We start from the raw sequence: 21,396 nt of genomic DNA, 5'->3' as shown, positions 1-21,396 counted from the left end.
GCAAATGAAGAAGGATAAGACAAACCTGACGGGCGCGCACATCCGCGAGAAGCGCCGGGCCCTCGCACAAGGCCGCTGGAAGCGGCGCGCGAGCGCGATTGCCTGGTACGGCCTCCTGGCCGAGGTGTTCTTCCTGCCGCTCTCGCCGAGCGCGGCGACAGTTGCTCTGCTCGTCGGCATCGCGGGGACTGCCCTGCGGTTCTACGTGGACAAGGATTTCCACTTCCGCCACCTGCGCTTCGACGTGCCGGCGGTGCTCTTCGTGGCCATCAGCGCCCTGTCGGTGCTGTCCTCGCCGGACCGCGGCTTCAGTTTCTACAACTATTACAACCTCGTCGGCGTCTACGTGCTGACGTATCTCCTGATCGGGCAGAACGTCCGGGAGCCCTGGCAGATGAAGTCCATCCTGCGCATGGCCTGCGCGGCAGCGGTCATCGTCCTGCTCTATGGCTATTACCAGTTCCTGTTCGGCATTGACATCAGTTCGATGAAGTGGGTGGACGGCGATGCGTTCCCCGAGCTGCGCAAGCGCGTCTTCTCGACCTGGGAGAACCCGAACATCCTCGCGGGTTACCTCGACATCATCATCTGCCTGGCCTTCGGCCTCTTCATGAAGTGCCGTAACCGCGAGCGCCGCATCCTCCTGGGCGCGTTCATGCTCGCGGCGGCGGCCTGCCTGGCGATGACGTATGCGCGCGGCGCCTGCCTCGTCATTGCGGTCATCCTCGCGGGCTACGGCGCGCTCCGGGACCGCCGCGTGCTCGCCGCCTGTGTCGTCGTCATCGCCGTCCTGTTTGCCCTTGACCCGATGCTCTACGAGCGCATCACGTCCGTCTTTACGAAGGTGGACACCTCGACGGAGATGCGCCTGGCGTTCTGGGAGAGCACGGTCGCGATGATCCAGGATCATCCGTTCCTCGGCATCGGCTGGGGGGCGTACTGGATGGTCTATCCGGAGTACGACTTCTACCTGCAGGGGGCCAATGTGCTCATCGTCCATGCGCACAACATCTACCTCAACTACATGGCAGAGATCGGCATCCCGGGAGCCGTCGCGTTCTTCTGGTTCTTCTTCGGCACGATGGTCATGGCACTGCGCACGCACTTCCCGGAAATGCCTGTGCGCAAGCTGCGCGGCGCCTTCCGCTGGGAACGCCTCTGGACCGACTGGGAGGAGAGTGACATTCTCGCGGGCCTGAGCCAGGGCATCGGCCTCGCCGTGCTCTCCATCGCGCTCAACGGCCTGACGGACGACCTGCTCTTCAACATCCCGTCATCGATGCTGCTCTGGATGATCGCGGCCCTCGCGGGCGTGCTCTCGTGCATGAGCCCGCAGAAGGCGGCCGCGGAGAAGAAGGCGGGCGGCAATGAATTCCTCGCAAGGTTCCGCGCGACAGCCGTCCAGAACGCCAAAGAGGCCAAGGACAAGGTGCAGGGCAAGGTCGAGGAGAAAGTCCACGGCATGCTCTACCGCGAGACGCCGGTCGAGCCGGAGGGCGCAGACAGAAAAGCGTCCGATGCCAAGCAGACTGCACCGGCCGCGGATGCGGCACCTGAGCCGGTGAAAGCGGCTGACGCGCCAGAAGCGTCTGAAGCACCGCAGAAGCCGCTCGACCCGATGGATGAATTGGCTGAAGAAGTCCGCAAGGCGCTCGAACAGCGCAAGCAGGAAGAAGAAGCGGCTGAGGCAGAAGCGGCAGCCAAAGAGACTGCCGCAGCGCCGAAGGGCGAAGTTGAGGCCGAAACGCCGGCATCTGAGCCGGAGCAGGAAGGTGCTGACACTGCAGGATCTTCTGAAGACGCTGCATCTCCTGAGCCAGACAGACCGGAACAGACGGAGCTGACGGAAGAGAAGGCAGAGACAGCCGGAAAGCCAGAGGATGGCGAGAAAGCTGAGAAGAAGGCAGAAGAGAAGGCAGAAGAGAAGAAGGAAGCGAAGGAGGCAGACAGCCATGAAGAAAACGAACGCGATATCAAAGGCGACCATTGACCGCCTGCCGCTCTACTTTCGCACCCTGCGCCTCTTGCAGGACGAGGGCCGCGACATCGTCTCGTCGGATGAGCTCGGCCGCCGCCTCGGCATCACGCCGGAACAGATCCGCAAGGACCTCGCGTCCTTCGGCCAGTTCGGCAAGAAGGGCGTCGGTTACTACGTCAATGAGCTCAAGCGCAACATCGGCGGGATCCTGGGCCTCGACAATCACTGGAACATCGCGATCGTCGGCATCGGCCACCTCGGCGTCGCGCTCGCGAACTACCAGAACTTCGTGACGCTCGGCTTCAACCTCGTCGCACTCTTCGACCAGGACCCGAATGTCATCGGCCGCACGGTCAACCACGTGAAGGTGGAGGACATCAGCCATCTCAAGGCCATCGTCAAGCAGCGCAACATCCAGATCGGCATCATCGCGGTGCCGGCAGCGTTTGCGCAGGGCGTGGCCGACCAGCTCGTCGCGGCCGGCGTCAAGGGCATCTGGAACTTCGCGCCGATCAAGATGCAGGTCCCCGAGACGATGCACATCGTCAACGAAGACCTCTCGATTGGCCTCAGCAGCCTCTCGTACCACATCACGCGCATGTGACCGTCAAGCAAGAAGCACGCTCTAAGGGCGTGCTTTTTTGCTGTCAGGCAGGAACTCGGGAGAAAAGCGAGAATAGTAAGAAGCAGGATGCATAGGCATTATCATCGATGCCAAAACGATACACAAAGACGATGATCCATTTTTATGGAATGGCCCGGAGTGCGTCTCTGGGCAAAGGGAAACAAGGAGGTTTTTCCATGGTAGATATCCTCGATCGTGTGCGCAACAAGGCGCTGCAGTCCAAGATCGTGACGCCGGAGGAAGCGGCAGACTTCATCAAGCCGGGCATGACCCTTGCGACGAGCGGCTTCACATCCTCGGCCTACCCGAAGGCGGTGCCGCTCGCTCTCGCGGACCGCATGAAGAAGGACCCGTTCACGGTCAACATCATGACGGGCGCTTCGACGGGGCCGGAGTTCGATGAAGCGCTCGCCTCGGTCCACGGCATCAAGAAACGCCTGCCGTTCCAGACGGACAAGGTGCTGCGCAGCCAGATCAACGACGGCACGGTCGATTACATCGACATCCATCTGTCGGAGGTCGCGCAGCTCTCGCGCTGTGGCTACCTCGGCAACCTTGACGTTGCCGTCATCGAGGCCTGCGCCATCACGGAGGAAGGCAACATCATCCCGACGACGGCCGTCGGCAACTCGGCCTCGTTCGTGCAGACGGCCGACACCGTCATCATCGAGGTCAACAACGCGCAGCCGTTGGAGTTCGAGGGCATGCACGATGTCTACCTGCCGCTCGACCCGCCGAACCGTCTGCCCATCCCGATCGTGCGCGTCGACGACCGCATCGGCACGCCGTACATCCCGTGCCCGCAGGACAAGATCCGCTACATCGTGCCGTGCGACATCGCGGACCACACGCGCTCGCTCGCGCCGCTCGACGCGACGGCGCAGCAGATGGCCGACCTGACGATTGACTTCCTCAAGCGCGAGATAAAGGCTGGCCGCATGCCGAAGAACCTGCTGCCGATACAGTCGGGCGTCGGCAATGTCGCCAATGCCGTCACGGCGGGCTTTGTCCGCTCGGACTTCCGCGACCTCACGGTCTACACGGAGGTCATCCAGGACGGCATGCTCGACCTCATCGATGCGGGCAAGCTCAACTTCGCCTCGGGCACGGCCTTCTCGCCGTCTCCTGAGGGCATGGCGCGCTTCTTCAAGGACATCGAGAAGTACAAGAAGTACATGATCCTGCGCCCGCAGGAGATCTCGAACAGCGCGGAGGTCATCCGCCGCCTCGGCGTCATTGCGATGAACACGGCCGTCGAAGTCGACATCTACGGCAATGTCAACTCGACGCACATCGCGGGCACGCACATGATCAACGGCATCGGCGGCAGCGGCGACTTCGCGCGCAACGCCTACCTGACCATCTTCTACACGCCGTCGGTGGCCAAGGGCGGCAAGATCTCGGCCGTCGTGCCATTCTGCTCGCATGTTGACCAGCCGGAGCACGACGTCGACGTCATCATCACGGAGCAGGGCGTGGCCGACCTGCGCGGCAAGTCGCCGCGCCAGCGCGCCAAGGAGATCATCGAGAACTGCGCGCACCCCGACTTCCGCCCGATGCTGCGCGACTACTTCCAGCGCGCCGACGCGAAGACGAACCACGCGCACACGCCACACCTCCTCGATGAGGCCTTCTCGTTCCACCAGCGCTATCTGGAGACGGGTAGCATGAAGCGCGAGAGTCAGGAAGATACAGGAAAGGTGTGACCAGAATTTAGTATCAGCTTGCAATTTTGGGTGAAATAGTGCACAATAAGAGGGCAGAACTATGCTCATAACTCGTATAGGAGGATTTTAATGGCAAGCGTTCAGGAAAAAATCGCTCAGATGAACGCGATGAAGGAGCACATCCGTCAGGGTGGTGGCGCCGCTCGCGTTGAGAAACAGCATGCTCAGGGAAAATACACGGCGCGCGAGCGCCTCGAGAAGCTCTTTGACGAGAACTCTTTCGTCGAGCTCGATATGTTCGTCAAGCACCGCTGCTCGAACTTCGGCATGGACAAGAAGGACATGCCGGGCGACGGCATCGTCACGGGCTACGGCACGGTCGACGGCCGTCTGATCTACGCCTACGCACAGGACTTCACCGTCTCGGGCGGCAGCCTCGGCGAGAAGCACGCCCACAAGATCTGGAAGGTCCAGGACCTCGCGCTCAAGATGGGCGCTCCGTGCATCGGCATCAATGACTCGGGCGGTGCCCGCATCCAGGAGGGCGTCGACGCGCTCTCAGGCTTCGGCGGCATCTTCTTCCGCAATACGGCCGCTTCGGGCGTCATCCCGCAGATCTCGGTCATCATGGGACCGTGCGCGGGCGGCGCTGTCTACAGCCCGGCCATCACGGACTTCATCTTCATGGTCAAGAACACGAGCCAGATGTTCATCACGGGCCCGGCCGTCATCAAGTCGGTCACGGCTGAGGAAGTCACGCCGGAGCAGCTCGGCGGCGCCATCACGCACAGCACGCGCTCGGGCGTCGCGCACTTCGCCTGCGAGGACGAGGACGACTGCATCGCGAAGATTCGCGAGCTGCTCTCGTACCTGCCGAGCAACAACCTCGAGAACGCGCCTGCTGTCGAGCCGACGGACGACCCGGACCGCCAGGATGAGAGCCTCAACTCCATCGTGCCGGACAATCCGAACATGCCATACGACATGAAGGAAGTCATCCGCTCGCTCGTCGATGACGGCGAGTTCTTCGAGATCCAGAAGCTCTTTGCGACGAACATCGTCATCGGCTACGCGCGTCTCGACGGCAAGGTCGTCGGCATCGTCGCCAACCAGCCGAAGGTCATGGCGGGCTGCCTCGACGTCGATGCGTCCGACAAGGCGGCGCGCTTCGTCCGCTTCTGCGATGCCTTCAACATCCCGCTCTTGACGCTCGTCGACGTCCCGGGCTTCCTGCCGGGCGTCAACCAGGAGCACACGGGCATCATCCGCCACGGCGCGAAGATGCTCTACGCCTACAGCGAGGCGACGGTGCCGAAGGTCACGGTCATCACGCGCAAGGCGTACGGCGGTGCCTACATCGCCATGTGCTGCCACGAGCTCGGCTCGGATCAGGTCATGGCCTGGCCGTCGGCTGAGATTGCCGTCATGGGTCCGTCGGGCGCGGCCAACATCATCTTCCGCCGCGACCCGGACAAGGAAGCCAAGACGCAGCAGTACATCGACGACTTCTCGACGCCGTACCTCGCCGCAGAGCGCGGTTACGTCGACATGGTCATCGAGCCGAAGGAGACGCGCCCGCTGCTCATCACGGCCTTCAATGCGCTCGCGAGCAAGCGCGAGGTAGGCCCGGCGAAGAAGCACGGCAATATCCCGCTTTGATTTGGATTCGGAGGCTAAAGATGAGATTTGATGTAAGAGGTGTCAAGCCGGAAGTCGTCGCTGCGATCGCGGCTGCTATCCAGATGATGACAACGCCGGAGCACAAGGTCGTTGCGCTGCGCATCCGCCGCAGCAGCAATGAATGGTCGCTCTCCGCGCGCGGCGGCAGACGCTGAGACAATAGCAAGCGCTAGAGTCGGTTCAGGGAATCGATGATCGGATAATCGAAAGATGATACAGGTTGGAGGAAACATTTCATGAAAAAGTTCAACATCAAGGTCAACGGCATCTCGTATGAGGTAGAGATCGAGGAAGTCAAGGACGGCGCCCCGCAGGCTGCTGCACCGAAAATCGCCGCACCGAAAGTGACGCCGAAGGTTGCCGCTCCGAAGGTCGAGGCACCGAAGGCTGCACCGGCCAAGTCCAAGGAAGCTGTTGCAGCAGGTGCCGGTGAGCACTCCATCGACGCGCCGATGCCGGGCAAGATCGTCAAGGTCGTTGTCGAAGAAGGCCAGAGCGTCAAGGCTGGCGAAGTGCTGCTCGTCCTCGAGGCCATGAAGATGCAGAACGAGATCACGGCCGATGCAGACGGCACGGTCAAGGCCGTCAACGTCGAAGCTGGCCAGAATGTCAAGGTCAAGGAATCGCTTGTGATCCTTGGCTGAGCCAATCGAGCAATAAAGGAAGAGGCTGCCTATGTGGCGGCCTCTTTTTCTTGACAGCGCAGAGCTTGTCCCTTATAATTGAGAAGATATTTCAATGTAATGCGAAGTAATGCGAACAGGAGGGAATCCCTTGAAACGAATCCTTATTGCCATGCTGCTCGTGCTGCTGGCTCTGGGGGCAGCTGGCTGCGGCACACAGCAGCAGGGCGGCCACGACAAGAAGTTCCGCATCGTCACGTCGTTCTACCCGATGTACATCGATGCCATCAACATCACGAAGGGCGTCGACGGCGTCGAGGTCGTCAACATGACGAAGCCGCAGACGGGCTGCCTGCACGACTACCAGCTGACGACGGAGGACATGAAGACGCTCGAGAAAGCCGATGCGTTCATCGTCAATGGCGCTGGCATGGAGAGTTTCCTCGACAAGGTCATCAAGCAGCAGAAGAACCTCAAGGTCATCGACGCCTCGAAGTCGGACGACATCAACTTCCTCAAGGACGGCGACGAGGTCAACCCGCATGTCTGGCTCAGCGTGACCTACAGCATCGCGCAGGTCGAGGCCATCACCTCGCAGCTCTGCGAGGCGGACCCGGAGCACGCCGACGCTTACCGCAAGAATGCGCTCGACTACGTCACGAAGCTCACGGCCCTGCGCGAGGAGATGCACAAGGAGCTCGACAACCTGCCGCACAAGGATATCGTGACCTTCCACGAGGCCTTCCCGTACCTCGCCAAGGAGTTCAAGCTCAACATCATCAGTGTCATCGAGCGCGAGCCGGGCACGGAGCCGACGCCGCACGAGCTCGAGGAGACGGTCGCCAAGGTCAACGCGCTGCCTGTCAAGGTGCTCTTCACGGAGCCGCAGTACTCGCCGGTTGCCGCACAGACGATTGCGAGCGAGACGGGCGCGAAGATGTATGAGCTCGACCCGGTCGTCACGGGTGAGGCCAACGAAGAGGCGATGGACGCCTACATCACGGCCATGAAAAAGAATATGGAGGTGCTCAAGGAGGCGCTGCAGTAAGCGTACTTGGGCCTGGGGGAAGTCTCCTGCACAACGTGCGGGAGACTTTCTTTATTTGCGAAATGAGCCATATGAGGATATAATAAATTTTATCGAAGATGAAGATTAGGAGAGAATCAGAGAACGGAGGAAGAAATGGAGCGATTCAAGAGACTTATCGAGCGCGGCCTGCTGACGGTGTCGGCGCTCTTCCTGCTGAGTGCGTCGGCAGCGGCGCAGTCGGTCGTCGTCGACGGTGTCGGCGCGGATGAGCGCGCGGCACTGATCGACGCTTCGCGCACGGCCGTCGAGCAGGTCGCGGGTACCTTCATCGACTCGCGCACGCTCGTCGAGAACGCGGCCGTGAAACTCGACCAGATCTACACGAAGGCACAGGGCTTCGTCACGGGGACCGAGATCCTCGCGAAGGAGCAGCAGAGCGGCTTTGTCCACCTGCGCGCCCGCATCGATGTCGACACGAGTCCCGATGCACAGCTCATGAACAACCTCAGCATGATCATGATGCTCAATGACCCGCGCATTGCCGTCGCGGTGCGCGAGGCGGACGGCAGCCACGACCGCGCGGCTGAGTCGGCGCTCGATTCCAAGCTGCTCGAGCTCGGCTTCTCGCATGTTGTCGCCTCAGAGCGCACGGCGGGCCTTGACCTCAGCGGCCTCGGCAGTGCTTCTTCGCGCACGGCGGCCGGACAGTCGCTCGGTGCCGACTACCTCGTGCTCGGCAGCGTCGAGTCGCAGGCCACGGACATCTCGCTGCCTGACGGTGAGGACGGCAGTTACCGCAAGACGCAGCTCAAGTCGGGCAGTGCGCGCCTGACGGTCCAGGTCATCCGCGCCGCGACGGGTGAAGTCGTCGGCACCTTCACCACGGCGGCAAAGGGCGTCGGCACGAGCGAGGCGACGGCCCGGGCCAAGGCCGCCGAGAAGGCTTCTTCTAAGGCCGCAGAGCGCCTCGAGGAGAAGTTCCGCCATCTCGGGTCGGAAGCTGGCACTCACGAGTGGTAAGCGATACGCCAGAGAGGGGAATTGTTTATGATCGAGAAAGCAAACAGGCGACCAGGGCGCATCATCGCCGTGCTGTTCATGTGCTTTGCATTCATGGCGGGCACGTGCATGGCCGCCAGTCTCAAGAGCCATCCGACTGTTGGCATCCTGCCGCTTGAGAATCGGGGACTCATCTCGCTCGACTGGGACCGCGACGAAATGGGTGCAGCCGTCGAGTACATCTATACGGACTTATTGGACAGCGGCCGCTTCAAGCTGCTGGACCGGACGCGCCAACGCGCGCTGACCGATGAGTATGCGCATGATTTATCCGGGCTCGTCGATGAGGATACGGCGCCTGCCATCGGCAATCAGTACGGCGCGCAGTACTTGCTCATGGGCAGCATCATCGGCGTGACGACGCGCCGCTCGGAGACGACGGTCGTCGGCGCGGGCACGAAGCGCGCCCAGGTCACGGCGACCGTCAGCCTGCGCCTCGTCGACACAGAGACAGGCCAGGTCGTGCTCGCGGCGACGGGCCGCTCGCGCAAGAACAACACGCTCGTCAAGGCACCGCTCGGCCTCATCCGCATTGGCACGGAAGAGGTTGACAAGGAACAGGTCAATGAAGCGCTCGAAGACGCCATCTCGGATGCCGTCGACGGCCCGCGCGGCCTGCTCGCGCGCATGGACGGCAGGGTGGGCGCGAAGAAGGCGAAGCGCTGAGCGCATGTATCGTGTTTATCGTGTGTTGACGGAGGATAATCGATGCAGATTTCATGGAAGAATGTATTCCTGCTCGCGGCCCTTCTCTTTGCCCTACCACTGACGGGCACGCCTGCTCAGGCCGCCGGTCTTTTCGGCGGCACGCCGGCAGGGGACAGCGTCTTTGTCGGCGAGGTGCAGAGCTACGGCGACTACGAGCTCAAGGCGGACGCCTGCGCGACGTTTGTCGACAAGCTGGCCGAGGCCCTGCGCCAGCAGGGCATTGCCGTCAGCGGGCGGGCTGACCTCACGAACGAGGAGGGCCGCCACGACGCGATCGGCAGCGGCGATGAGGCGGCGGAGCTGTCGGAGATCCACATGGACGCCATCGTCCACGGCCACCAGTTCGACCGCGGCTACACGGCGGCCAAGCTCGCGCACTATGCGGACATGGCGATGGGCCGGGCCTACTTCCATCAGGAGGAGCGACTGGCCGCTTGGCGGAAGAGCAAGGCATCCTACCGCCTCTCGCCGGACAAGCAGCGCACGGCTGAAGTCATTGCCGCGAAGTACGGCGCGAAGTACCTGCTCTTCGTCAATCTCAAGGACTTCGATGTGCGCCTCAAGCACAGCATCTTCGCGACGCATACGGAGCGCGAGACGAAGGGCAAGAAGCTCAGCGCCTCGCTCGACTACTACCTCGTCAACGCTGCGACTGGCCGCGTCTACGAGAAGCACATCGAGAACAAGAAGACGGCGCAGATGGTCAACTTCGGCCTCGGCAAGACGGGCAAGGGCATGGATGTCGATACTCTGCTCGGCGAGGTCATGGAGACGTCGGCCAAGGACATCGCTGCCGATGTCAAGAAGCACGGACTGGATGAGGTGAAGGGCAATGGCACATCGTTGGTTCATTGAGAGAGGCGGGCGCTGCTTTGCGGCTATGCTGCTCGTTTTGACGGCAGTCCTCGCCTTCGGCAGTCTGACGGCGGAGGCCGCCAAGCCGCGCGTCGCCATCGTCGGCTTCACGAGCCGCGTCCAGAAGATGGACATCACGCTGACGGACCTCAAGGAGCCGCTGCCCGAGATCTTGACGGTCGCGCGCGAGCAGCTGACCGCAGAGCTCGCGGGCGAGGCGAAGTTCGACCTCTACGACTTCGGCGCGCAGTCGACAAAAGCGCGCTGCGATGAGGCCGCCTTTGTCGAGGCGCTCGGTGCGGGCGACATCGTGCCGGAGCTGGCGGGCAAAGCCGACTACTATGTCTTCGGCTATCTGACAACGCTCGGCAGCGTCAAGGCGCAGAGCGGAGCGCTCGGCTTGTCGGGGAAGGACAAGCCGGTCTACGCAGAGCTTTCCCTGCGCGTCGTGGACGCGCATACGGGCGCGGTCGTCTTCGTCACGAAAGCAGACTCCCGCCGCAAGGCGGAGCTTTCGTACAACGCCGTCTGGCATCGCCATGACAGCGGCGAGGAGGATGCGATTGCCGCGGCCCTGGAAGATGCGGCCGTCAACCTTGCCGCCCAGTTCAAGCAGGCTATGTGATGAGATGATGAGATTAGGGGGATTTTGTGTGAAGAGAAGGACATGGATGCGCAATCTGGCGGCGGGATTCCTGCTGGCAGCGGCGCTGCCGCTCGCGACACCTGTGACGTCTGAGGCGGCGGGCAATATCTGGATGGATGAGAGTGCGGAGGTTCAGGCGAAGTCGTTTAAGAAAGTCGTCCTGTTCCCGATACGCTACCTGAGTGAGCCCGACGGCCGTGTCGACCAGTTCCAGGGCTACAACGCCGCCCTCGCGAAGCGCATCAACAAGCGCATCAAGCGGACGAACTTCATGAAGTTCGAGGATCCGGGCGACGCAAAGGCGGCCGACAAGAAGCGTGAGAAGCGCGAGATCCTGCGCGACGACCCTGCTTACCGCGAGCTCTTGCGCCACTTCGACAGCGAGGCGGACCGCGCGAAGGCCGTCTACGACACGACGGGAGCAGAGGGATACCTCTTGCCGCACATCCGCTACGAGCAGGAGCGCGTCGACCACTCGCCGGCGACATGGACGACTGTCAAGATGGAATCGTACTACGACATCGAGAACGGCCCGCAGGGCGACAAGTCGAAGTGCAACTACCACAGCTGGTACGCCAATCACCTGATCCCGGCGCACGACTCGATGCTGCAGATGCTCGACATGGACTTTCGCCTCTACGACGCGGCGACGGGCAAGGAGGCCATGACGCTCATTGACTATTACCGCAACTACGGAGTCGACCAGTGGCATGCCTTCGATCAGATCGCCAAGAATTTCACGGGCGACTGGAACCGCCTCAAGAAGGACCGCGACCGGGATGTGCCGGCCGGTGCGCCGACGCTCGGCTTCCGCAATCTCGAACTGCCGTGGAGCGCTTCGCAGGATGAATTCGCGATCAAGACAATCTACTACGCCTACAAGGACGAGGCGGGCGACGACCTCCGGCGCGTCAAGGCCGACTACGCGCCGAAAGGCGGCCGCTACTACGTGACGGGCGCCATCACGGACTACGCGCGCGGTGAGACTTGGTGTCCGCCGACAGCCTCGACGAGCGCGGTGAAGGACCGCGAAGAGGAATTCAAGTGGTACGACGACAAGGGAAATGAGCACAAGGGCAAGCGCGTCTACTATAAGACCGAGGTCACGGATTCCTACGGCTACTACCGCTTCTGGTACCGCGCGGCGGCCGACCTCTCGCTCGTCGACTCGCGCACGGGCCGCGTCGTGCTCTCGCGCAGCCTCGCGGCAGAAGATGACGACCGCTACGCCAACGCCCTGCGCAAGATCTTCAAGAGCTTCTACAAAGATGTCGACAAGGCCATCGGCATAGACAGCTGACTGCCGGATCGTCGAACGGTCCGACGGCTCGTCCGACTCTGTCCAACTGCGTCACCGCGGCGATGCTTTCGCCATGCGGTGACTTTTTTCTTGCAATAAGTCAAAAAAACAAATATAATAAAGGTAATAATAGTCAAATAGTCAATTTAAAAACGAAGGTGATTATCTTGAGTAATATTGCAGATCTTATTGAAGCTTACATCCTGCGCCAGCTCGCTGCGAAACAGGATGGCAAAGTGGAACTGCGCCGCACGGATATCGCCGATGAGATCTCGTGCGCGCCGTCGCAGATCAGCTACGTGCTGTCGACGCGCTTCACGCCGGCCAAGGGCTTTGCTGTCGAGTCGCGCCGCGGCCTCGGCGGCTACATCCGCATCGTGCAGGTGCCGCTCAAGAATCTCGTCTATCAGGACATGATGGACAAGATCACGGAGGAGACGGATTACGCGACCATCCAGTCGATGGTGCACTACCTCTTGCAGCACGCGATGATCACGAACCGCGAGGCCGCCCTGATGATGCAGGTCGTGTCCTCGGTCTTCCAGTCGGAGGGGATGACGCCGAAGGAGCGCGTCCACCTCTTGAAATCCATGTTGCTGACGGTGGAGAAATTCTCGTAGGGCCGCCGGCTGCCATGCGGCCGACTGACGGGTCATGCAGAGAAGAGTCATCATCATCATGGAACGAAAGAGTAGAGGAGGAATATCATGTTATGTGAGGATTGCGGCCGCAACCGCGCGGTCGTCCATATTACACAGATCGGGCCGGACGGCAAGATCGAGAAGAACCTCTGTGAGAGATGCGCGGCCAAGTACGGCGAATTCCTCATGGAGAACCAGAAACATCGCAATGTGTCGATGAACGACTTTTTGAAGGGCGTCTTCAGTGCGGGGGCGCAGGGGGAGAAGCCGCAGCAGGAGAAGGTGACGGAGCTCGTCTGCCCGAACTGCGGCATGAGTTACCGCGACTTCCAGCAGACAGGCAAGATCGGCTGCAGCGTCTGCTACGCGACGTTCCGCCGCCAGCTCGAGCCGCTATTGCGCCGTATCCACGGGTCGAGCACGCACAGTGGCAAGATCCCGCACCGCACGGGCGGCACGCTTACGATGAAGCACACGATCGAGAGCCTGCGCAGCTCGCTCAAGGAGTGCGTTGCGCAGGAAGAGTATGAGAAGGCCGCGGAGCTGCGCGACAAGATCCGCCAGCTCGAGCATGAACTCATGGAGACGGAAGGGGGCGAGAGCGATGGCCGTCAATGAACTCCTGCGCAGCAGCAGCCTCTCGTGGCTCGCCGCTTCGGGCAAGGACAGCGACGTCGTGCTCTCGAGCCGCGTCCGCCTCGCGCGCAATTTCAAGGAAATCCCGTTCCCGAACCGCGCGGACTTCAACCAGCTCGCCGCGGTTCGCCTGCAGGCCGAGAAGCTCTTGCCGGGCATCGCGGCGGATCTCGGGCAGGCCTTTGACCTCCTCGACCTCGAGCGCATCACGCCCCTGCAGCGCGATGTCCTCATCGAGAAGCAGCTCATCAGCCGCAACTTCATCCAGAATCCGCAGCACCGCATCGCCTTCATCACGGCGGACCGCGCGACGAGCATCATGGTCAACGAAGAGGACCACCTGCGCATCCAGTGCATGGCGCCGGGGCTCGACCTCGACACGCCTTTTGCGCGCGCCTCGCACATCGACGACATGGTCGAGTCGCAGGTTGACATCGCCTTTGACGAGAAGATGGGCTACCTGACCTCGTGTCCGACGAATCTCGGCACGGGCCTGCGCGCCTCGGTGCTGCTGCACCTGCCGGGCCTCGTCTTCACGCGCAACATCCAGAGCATCATGAACATCTCGCCGCAGCTCGGCCTCGCCATCCGCAGTGTCTACGGCGACGAGACGGAGAGCGTCGGCAACCTGTTCCAGATCTCGAACCAGCTGACGCTCGGCTTCTCGGAGCAGGAGATCCTCGAGAACCTCAAGACGGCCGTCATGGAGATTGTCTCGCACGAGCGCCAGGCGCGCAAGGCTCTGGCCCTCTACATGAAGGAGCGTCTCGAGGACGAAGTCTGGCGCTCCTACGGCACGCTGCGCTACGCAAGGCTGCTCTCGGAGAAGGAAGTGCTCGAGCTCTTGTCGAAGGTGCGCCTCGGCATCGACCTCAAGCTCATCAACGAGGTCGCGCCGGACTGCTACGCAGAGATCCTCATCAGCAGCCGCACGAGCTATTTGCAGAATCTCGCGGAGAACGAGAATTTATCGAAGCATGAAATCGACAGGCTGCGGGCCGAGCATGTGCGCAATGCCCTGCTCACCCACACCCGGAGTCAGGAGGTTCCAAAATGAATTATCGCAATCACTTCACGAGCCGCGCCATCAAGGCGATTGAGTTCGCTCAATACGCCTCGCGTGAGCTCGAACAAGATTATATCGGGACGGAGCATCTGCTTCTAGGCCTGCTGCACGAGGAGGGCAGCGTCGCCGCGGCGGCTATGCAGGCCGTCGGGCTGCGCTTCGACGACGTCATGCAGCGCGTCGAGACGATGGTCGCCGGCGACGCCGAGTACCCGGCCGACAACCCCTACTACACGCCGCGCGCCAAGCGCGTCATGGAGGGGGCCATCGAGGAGGCGCAGACGCTCGGCCACAACTACATCGGCACGGAGCACATCCTGCTCTCGCTCTTAGAGGAGACGGAGGGCGCGGCGGCAGAATTGCTCGCCAATATGGGCGTCGATATCGACGCCCTGCAGAACGAGGTGCTCGACCGCATCGACCACCCGCATCCGGAGGGCGACGGCCCCGAGCCGGGCCGCGCCGAGAAGGGCAAGGGGCGCCAGGCGCCGCAGCTCCTCAAGAAGTACGGCTGCAACCTCAACGACATGGCCAAGGAAGACCGCATGGATCCCGTCATCGGCCGCGATAAGGAGATCCAGCGCGTCATCCAGATCCTCGCGCGCCGCACGAAGAACAACCCGATCCTCTTAGGCGAGCCGGGCGTCGGCAAGACGGCCATCGCCGAGGGACTCGCGCAGCGCATCGTCGAGGGCTCTGTGCCGTACATGCTGCAGGACAAGAAGGTCATCTCCTTGTCGCTCGCCTCAATCGTCGCCGGCGCGAAGTACCGCGGCGAGTTCGAGGAGCGCCTCAAGGGACTCATCGACGAGGTGCGTCAGGACGGCTCGGTCATCCTCTTCATCGATGAGATGCACACACTCGTCGGCGCGGGTGCGGCAGAGGGCGCGCTCGACGCCGCCAATATCTTGAAGCCGGCGCTTTCGCGCGGCGAGATCCAGATCATCGGTGCGACGACGCTCGACGAGTACAAGAAGCATCTCGAGAAGGATGCCGCGCTCTCGCGCCGCTTCCAGACCATCCTCGTAGAGGAGCCGGGCATCGAGGATGCCAAGAAGATCCTCATGGGCCTGCGCGCCAAGTACGAGGCCTTCCACTGCGCCCATATCGAGGACGCGGCCATCGAGGCGGCCGTGCGCCTCTCGCACCGCTACATCACCGACCGCTTCCTTCCGGACAAGGCCATCGACCTCATGGACGAAGCGGCCTCGAAGGTTCGCATGAAGCAGGTCGCCCAGCCGGAGAAGCTGCAGGAGATCCGCTCGCGCCTCGAGAAGCTCGGCGTGGAGAAGGAAGCTGCCATCTCGGCGCAGGACTACGAGCGCGCGGCCAAGATCCGCGATGATGAGCAGAAGGTCAAGGAAGAGCTCGAAGAGGCTAAGCGCCGGTTCGAGAAGCGCGGCAAGAGCCGCATCACGGTCACGGCCGACGACATCGCCGACGTCGTCGCGCAGTGGACGGGCGTGCCTGTGCGCCAGATTGCGGCGAAGGAGTCCGACCGCCTGCTGCACATGGAGAAGATCCTCTCGCGCCGCGTCGTCGGACAGAAAGAGGCTGTCGAGGCCGTCAGCAAGGCCATCCGCCGCGCGCGGGCCGGCCTCAAGGACCCGAAGCGCCCGATCGGCTCTTTCCTGTTCCTCGGCCCGACGGGCGTCGGCAAGACAGAGCTTGCCAAGGCGCTCTCGGAGGCTCTCTTCGGCACGGAGGACGCCATCATCCGCTTCGACATGTCGGAGTACATGGAGAAGTACGCCGTCTCGCGCATGGTCGGCGCGCCTCCTGGCTACGTCGGTTACGAAGAGGGCGGCCAGCTCACGGACGCTGTGCGCCGCAAGCCGTACTCCATCATCCTGCTCGACGAGATCGAGAAGGCACATCCCGACATCTTCAACGTGCTGCTGCAGGTCCTCGACGATGGCCGCCTGACGGACGGCCAGGGCCGCACGGTCGATTTCCGCAACACCGTCATCATCATGACGAGCAACGCCGGTGCAAGCCTCTTGAAGAAGAGTGCTCCTGCCCTCGGCTTTGCCGTCGGCTCGGGCGATGAGAAGCAGGAGGCAGAGGAGGCGGCCAAGAAGCGCGTGCTCGAAGAAGTGCGCCACATCTTCAAGCCGGAATTCCTCAACCGCATCGATGAGCTCATCGTCTTCCACCCGCTCGGCCGCGAAGAGCTCTCGAAGATCATCGACATCCTCTTGCGCGATGTCCGCGAGCGCCTCGCCGACAAGGAGATCCGCCTCGAGGTCAGCCCGGCCGCCAAGAGCATGCTCGTCGAGAAGGGCACGGACTTCAAGTACGGCGCACGTCCCCTGAAGCGCGCCATCCAGAAGCTCATCGAGGATGAGATCGCCGAGCACCTGCTCGCGCGCGATTTCCGCCGCGGCGACACGATCCAGGTGCGCAAGAGCGGCGCCAAGCTCGACTTTGTGCGCAAGGATAAGGAGAAGGCCAAAGAGAAGGCAGTGTCCAAGACGACGGAGGCGTGACGGTGCGGAAGAATACGCTTCGCCCAAAAGGATTCTGGGCAAGGCTGCAGAACTTCATCCTGAACGCCATATGGTCCATCGCCTGGCTCGGGCGGTGGACCATCCGTCTGCTCAGGCGCTTTCTGCAGCGCTGAATGGCTGAATGTAACATAGGGAAATGAGATATGGCTGATCGATCATAGGAGGTGGCGTCGTGCCAAAGAAGAAGAAAACCGTCTACGTCTGCCAGGAGTGCGGCTACGATACACCCAAGTGGATGGGGCGCTGTCCGGGCTGTGGTGCCTGGAATACGCTCGTCGAGGAGACAATCGCACCGGAGAGCGCGAAGGGCGGCCTGCGCCTCGGCCTTTCAGATGCCCAGAAGCCGCAGCCGATCGCGGAGGTCAAGATCGAGGACATGCCGCGCTTTTTGACAGGCTCCGGTGAGCTCGACCGCGTGCTCGGCGGCGGCATCATCCCGGGCTCGATGGTCCTGATTGTCGGCGATCCGGGCGTCGGCAAGTCGAGCCTGACACTGCGCGTCTGCGCCGACGTCGCGCGCCAGGGCAAGAAAGTCCTCTATGTGACGGGCGAGGAGAGCACGCGCCAGGTCCGCATGCGCGCCGACCGCCTGCAGGCGCTTGCCGACACGCTCTTCGTCGTCAGCGAGACGAACCTTGAGACGATCGAGACGCATGTGGAGAATCTCAAGCCGGAACTCCTCGTCATCGACTCCATCCAGACCATCCTCAAGCCCGACGTGCAGAGCGCGCCGGGCAGCGTCTCGCAGGTGCGCGAGTGCGCCGTCGACCTCCTGCGCATCGCCAAGACGAACGGCATTGCCGCCTTCGTCATCGGCCATGTGACAAAGGACGGCACGCTGGCCGGTCCGCGCGTCCTCGAGCACATCGTCGACACGGTGCTCTACTTCGAGGGCGAGCGCAATGCCGAGTACCGCGTGCTGCGCGCCGTCAAGAACCGCTTCGGCAGCACGAATGAGCTCGGCCTCTTTGAGATGCGCGACGTCGGGCTCGTCGACGTGCCCGATGCCTCGAAGCTCTTCCTGTCGGACCGCGAGCAGGACACAGGCACGGTCATCATCCCGACCGTCGAGGGCACGCGGCCGCTGCTCGTCGAGCTGCAGGCGCTCGTCGCCCCGACGCCCTACGTGCCGCCGCGCCGCACGGCCGACTCCGTCGACATCAAGCGCATCCAGCTCCTCTTGGCCGTGCTCGAGAAGCGCGTCCACCTGTCGGTCGGTGCCTGCGACGTCTACGTCAAGGTGGCCGGCGGCATCCGCATCGACGAGCCGGCGGCCGACCTCGGCATCTGTGTCGCCATGGCCTCGAGCTTTGCGAACCGCCTGCTGCGTCCGAAGACGATCGTCTTCGGCGAAGTCGGACTGTCGGGCGAGGTCCGCGCCGTGAGCCAGGCCGACCTGCGCATCAACGAGGCACGCCGCCTCGGCTTCACGCACGTTGTGCTGCCGATGAAGAACTACCGTCAGCTCAAGGGCAGCGTCGAGGGCATCGCGCTCTACGGCGCCGAGACGATAGGCGACGCCCTGCGCCTGGCCATGCCGCGCGAATCGTGAGGCCGAACCACTGCTGTCCGTTCCATCTGTCCCGTATCCGTGCTATAATGAGACGGTAATCCCCGCAGTAATCGGGAATCAATCATGGAAGGGAAGGGTGATTCTTTGAGAATCCTGCCGCATATTCATAAGATAGGCCTCGTCTTCCTGCTCGCGCTCGCCGTCGTGCTGCCGTCTGTGGCACGGATGGGCGAGGCTGCTGCAGCGGAGCCTGACATACAGGCGGAGGCCGCCATCCTCATTGATGCCGACACGGGCCGCGTGCTCTGGTCGAAGAACGGCGAGGAGCGCCATTATCCGGCCAGCATGACGAAGATGATGACATGCCTTTTGGGCATCCAGCTCATGCCGCCCGACGCGAAGGTCACGATCTCGCAGGCGGCGGCCAGCACGGAGGATCTGCCGCTGCACATCGCGCGCGGCGACGTCCTGACGGCGGAAGAGCTCATGCGCGGCATGATGATGGTGTCCGACAACGGGGCGGCTGTCGCCATTGCCGAGCACATCGACGGCAGCGCGGCCGTCTTTGCCGAGCGCATGAACGAGAAGGCGCAGGAGATCGGCATGCAAAACACGCACTTCGCCAATCCGAATGGCCTTACAGACCCCAACCACTACTCGACGCCGCACGACATGGCGCGCCTCGCGCAGTACGCGATGAAGAATCCCGTCTTCCGCGACTTCGTGCGCCAGAAGGAGCGCCGCGTCACCTGGATCGCACCGTCCGGAAAGACGCTCATGGCCGAGAACACGAATGAGCTGCTTGACCGCTACGAAGGTATCACGGGCGTCAAGACGGGCTGGACGCGTGCCGCGGGCGGCTGCCTTGCGGCTTCGGCCGAGCGCCAGGGCGTGCACCTCATCGCCGTCTTGATGAAGGCGCCAGATGAAACGACGCGCTTCTCCGATATGCGGAAGATCCTCGACTACGGCTTCGCGAGTGTGACGCTCGTCAAGGGTCCGACGATCAAGGAGGCCTCGCGCCACATCTGGGTCAAGGACGGCACGGCAGCGCGCACCGTCGTGCGCCCGGCGACCGACATCGAGTACCCGCTCTTGCCGGGCGAGGAGGCGAGCCATGTCAAGGTGACATATGATGTGCCGGCGGTCATCAGCGCGCCCGTCGCATCCGGCCAGGTCGTCGGCGGCGCCATCCTCACGTACGACGGCGAGGAGATCGGCCGCGTCGACATGGTGGCCGATGACGTGCCCGAGGGCTTCAGCCTCGGCTCGTGGCTTGTCGGCCTCTTTGAGAGACCGCTCTCCTGGCTCTGAGCGATTCTTAGAAATTGACAGCGAATTTGAGGATATGGTATAATAGTCCTCGTTGATTTGAGCGGATGTGGCGGAACTGGCAGACGCGCTGGATTTAGGATCCAGTGCCGCAAGGCGTATGGGTTCGAGCCCCTTCATCCGCACCAGCCAAAGACGACAGGCAGCATCTTTGATGCTGCCTGTTTTTATATGTTGGAGGAGTTCCATGAATATCTTTTCCTTGCTGCAGCGGCTCTCATCGTTCCAGATCATCGTGCTGAGCTTCGCCTTCCTGATCGGCACGGGGACGCTTCTCTTGATGACGCCCTGGGCGACGCAGGACGGGCAGGGGGCGGCGCTGCTGACTGCCTGCTTCACAGCCGTCTCGGCCTCGTGCGTGACGGGGCTGACGGTCGTCGACACGGCGGCCTACTGGTCGTCGTTCGGCCAGCTCGTCATCCTGCTCCTCATCCAGGTCGGGGGCCTCGGCGTTGTGACGATGGCTGTCGCCATCACGGTCGGCATGGGCCAGCACGTCAGTCTCATGCAGCGCAGCACGATGCAGGACGCCATCTCGGCGCAGCAGATCGGCGGCATCGTGCGCATGCTGCGCTTCGTCCTGAAGTTCACGGCCGGCACGGAGCTCTTGGGCGCCTGTCTGCTTTGGCCGCACTTCGCGCGCGATTACGGCTGGCTGCAGGGCATCTGGATGGCGATCTTCCACTCCGTCTCGGCGTTCTGCAACGCCGGCTTCGACCTCATGAGCTCGCGCGGCGGCGGCTCGCTGATGGCCTATGCGGGCGATCCGCTCGTCAATCTGACCATCATGGGGCTCATCGTGGCCGGCGGCCTGGGCTTCCTGACATGGGCCGACTTCTCGGTCAATCGTCTGCACTGGCGCAAGTGGACGTTCCAGACGCGCATCATCCTCCTGATGACGGCCCTGCTCGTCGCCGTGCCGGCGCTCCTCTTTTTCACGCAGGAGCCCATAAGCGGCTGGCAGGCGCTCTTCCAGTCGGTCACGACACGCACGGCAGGATTCAATACGATGGACATCGAAACCTTGAGCGAGGGGAGCCGCTGCATCATGATCATCCTGATGCTGACGGGCGGCGCGCCGGGTTCGACGGCCGGCGGCATCAAGACGACGACGGCCTTTGCCCTGTTCATGACGATGGTATCCGTCCTGCGCATGCGCGGCGATGTGGAGTGCCAGTCGCGCCGCATCCCGACGGAGACGGTGCGCCATGCGCTGGCCATCTTCGTCATGTACCTCTTCTTGTTCTTCGGCGCGAGCATCGCCATCGGCTACCTCGACCGTGCTCCGATGATCGATGCGATGGTCGAAGTCTCGTCGGCGCTCGGGACAGTCGGACTGTCCATCGGCCTGACGGAGAAATTGTCGCCTCTGTCGCAAATCATGCTGATGTTCTTGATGTACTTCGGCCGCGTCGGGGCCCTGACGATGATATACGCGCTGCACAAGCGCAAGAAGGCCGTGCCGTGCCGCCTGCCAGAGGGGAGATTGACCGTCGGCTGACCGGGCTGTGCCCTGATGCTATTTCT

Annotated in this window: 19 protein-coding genes, 1 tRNA gene and 1 pseudogene; all 21 read left to right on the top strand. The window is 62.5% G+C overall.

What is annotated here, in order from left to right; translation table 11 throughout:
- Positions 1 to 25 precede the first annotated feature (25 nt).
- Positions 26 to 1,363 (top strand): annotated as a pseudogene (locus tag B2X55_RS10825) (O-antigen ligase family protein); the annotation flags it as partial.
- A 589-nt stretch (positions 1,364 to 1,952) separates the two neighbouring features.
- Positions 1,953 to 2,582 (top strand): redox-sensing transcriptional repressor Rex, encoded by a 630-nt coding sequence (locus B2X55_RS05515; protein ID WP_036374397.1) that lies wholly within the window; start codon positions 1,953 to 1,955, stop codon positions 2,580 to 2,582.
- A 197-nt stretch (positions 2,583 to 2,779) separates the two neighbouring features.
- Positions 2,780 to 4,309, top strand: coding sequence for an acetyl-CoA hydrolase/transferase family protein (locus B2X55_RS05510; protein ID WP_286821216.1), 1,530 nt, complete (start codon positions 2,780 to 2,782; stop codon positions 4,307 to 4,309).
- Positions 4,310 to 4,399: 90 nt separating this feature from the next.
- Entirely contained in the window at positions 4,400 to 5,929 is a 1,530-nt protein-coding gene (gene mmdA, locus B2X55_RS05505; RefSeq protein ID WP_036373488.1) for a methylmalonyl-CoA decarboxylase subunit alpha, read from the top strand.
- Positions 5,930 to 5,949: 20 nt separating this feature from the next.
- Entirely contained in the window at positions 5,950 to 6,105 is a 156-nt protein-coding gene (locus tag B2X55_RS05500; protein WP_036373485.1) for a hypothetical protein, read from the top strand.
- Between the two features lie 81 nt (positions 6,106 to 6,186).
- Positions 6,187 to 6,594: a biotin/lipoyl-containing protein gene (locus B2X55_RS05495; RefSeq protein ID WP_286821215.1), complete on the top strand. Its 408-nt coding sequence runs from the start codon at positions 6,187 to 6,189 to the stop codon at positions 6,592 to 6,594.
- A 151-nt stretch (positions 6,595 to 6,745) separates the two neighbouring features.
- Positions 6,746 to 7,621 (top strand): metal ABC transporter substrate-binding protein, encoded by an 876-nt coding sequence (locus tag B2X55_RS05490; protein WP_286821341.1) that lies wholly within the window; start codon positions 6,746 to 6,748, stop codon positions 7,619 to 7,621.
- A 135-nt stretch (positions 7,622 to 7,756) separates the two neighbouring features.
- Complete coding sequence (locus B2X55_RS05485; protein WP_286821214.1) at positions 7,757 to 8,623, top strand: hypothetical protein; 867 nt, start codon at positions 7,757 to 7,759, stop codon at positions 8,621 to 8,623.
- A 27-nt stretch (positions 8,624 to 8,650) separates the two neighbouring features.
- Complete coding sequence (locus B2X55_RS05480; protein WP_286821212.1) at positions 8,651 to 9,328, top strand: CsgG/HfaB family protein; 678 nt, start codon at positions 8,651 to 8,653, stop codon at positions 9,326 to 9,328.
- A gap of 42 nt (positions 9,329 to 9,370) precedes the next feature.
- A complete protein-coding gene (locus B2X55_RS05475; protein WP_286821211.1) occupies positions 9,371 to 10,225 on the top strand; it encodes a hypothetical protein in 855 nt (284 codons plus the stop codon).
- On the top strand, positions 10,203 to 10,850 hold the full coding sequence (locus B2X55_RS05470; protein ID WP_286821210.1) for a hypothetical protein: 648 nt from the start codon (positions 10,203 to 10,205) through the stop codon (positions 10,848 to 10,850). The genes B2X55_RS05475 and B2X55_RS05470 overlap by 23 nt, the downstream gene beginning before the upstream one ends.
- A 28-nt stretch (positions 10,851 to 10,878) precedes the next feature.
- A complete protein-coding gene (locus tag B2X55_RS05465) occupies positions 10,879 to 12,171 on the top strand; it encodes a hypothetical protein (protein ID WP_286821209.1) in 1,293 nt (430 codons plus the stop codon).
- 167 nt (positions 12,172 to 12,338) lie between these two features.
- The gene (locus B2X55_RS05460) at positions 12,339 to 12,791 is read left to right on the top strand and encodes a CtsR family transcriptional regulator (protein WP_036373454.1); all 453 of its coding nucleotides are present in this window, start codon (positions 12,339 to 12,341) and stop codon (positions 12,789 to 12,791) included.
- 87 nt (positions 12,792 to 12,878) lie between these two features.
- A complete protein-coding gene (locus B2X55_RS05455) occupies positions 12,879 to 13,430 on the top strand; it encodes a UvrB/UvrC motif-containing protein (protein ID WP_036373451.1) in 552 nt (183 codons plus the stop codon).
- Complete coding sequence (locus B2X55_RS05450) at positions 13,417 to 14,505, top strand: protein arginine kinase (protein ID WP_286821207.1); 1,089 nt, start codon at positions 13,417 to 13,419, stop codon at positions 14,503 to 14,505. Before B2X55_RS05455 ends, B2X55_RS05450 begins: the two co-directional genes overlap by 14 nt.
- Positions 14,502 to 17,003 carry an ATP-dependent Clp protease ATP-binding subunit gene (locus B2X55_RS05445; protein WP_286821205.1) on the top strand — a complete coding sequence of 834 codons (2,502 nt, stop codon included), beginning with the start codon at positions 14,502 to 14,504 and terminating at the stop codon, positions 17,001 to 17,003. Before B2X55_RS05450 ends, B2X55_RS05445 begins: the two co-directional genes overlap by 4 nt.
- Before the next feature lie 2 nt (positions 17,004 to 17,005).
- Positions 17,006 to 17,137, top strand: a complete 132-nt coding sequence (locus tag B2X55_RS05440) for a hypothetical protein (protein WP_286821204.1) — start codon at positions 17,006 to 17,008, stop codon at positions 17,135 to 17,137.
- Positions 17,138 to 17,196: 59 nt separating this feature from the next.
- Complete coding sequence (radA, locus tag B2X55_RS05435) at positions 17,197 to 18,576, top strand: DNA repair protein RadA (RefSeq protein WP_286821203.1); 1,380 nt, start codon at positions 17,197 to 17,199, stop codon at positions 18,574 to 18,576.
- A gap of 105 nt (positions 18,577 to 18,681) precedes the next feature.
- The gene (locus B2X55_RS05430; protein WP_286821202.1) at positions 18,682 to 19,851 is read left to right on the top strand and encodes a D-alanyl-D-alanine carboxypeptidase family protein; all 1,170 of its coding nucleotides are present in this window, start codon (positions 18,682 to 18,684) and stop codon (positions 19,849 to 19,851) included.
- A 61-nt stretch (positions 19,852 to 19,912) separates the two neighbouring features.
- A tRNA-Leu gene (locus tag B2X55_RS05425) sits at positions 19,913 to 19,997 on the top strand.
- A gap of 59 nt (positions 19,998 to 20,056) precedes the next feature.
- Positions 20,057 to 21,370 carry a TrkH family potassium uptake protein gene (locus B2X55_RS05420; RefSeq protein WP_036373438.1) on the top strand — a complete coding sequence of 438 codons (1,314 nt, stop codon included), beginning with the start codon at positions 20,057 to 20,059 and terminating at the stop codon, positions 21,368 to 21,370.
- The last annotated feature ends 26 nt before the right edge of the window (positions 21,371 to 21,396 follow it).

The sequence above is a fragment of the Mitsuokella sp. UBA4253 genome (assembly GCF_002395285.1).
GTDB classification, from domain to species: Bacteria; Bacillota; Negativicutes; order Selenomonadales; family Selenomonadaceae; genus Mitsuokella; species Mitsuokella jalaludinii.
This window is presented reverse-complemented; position numbering and strand designations above follow the sequence as displayed.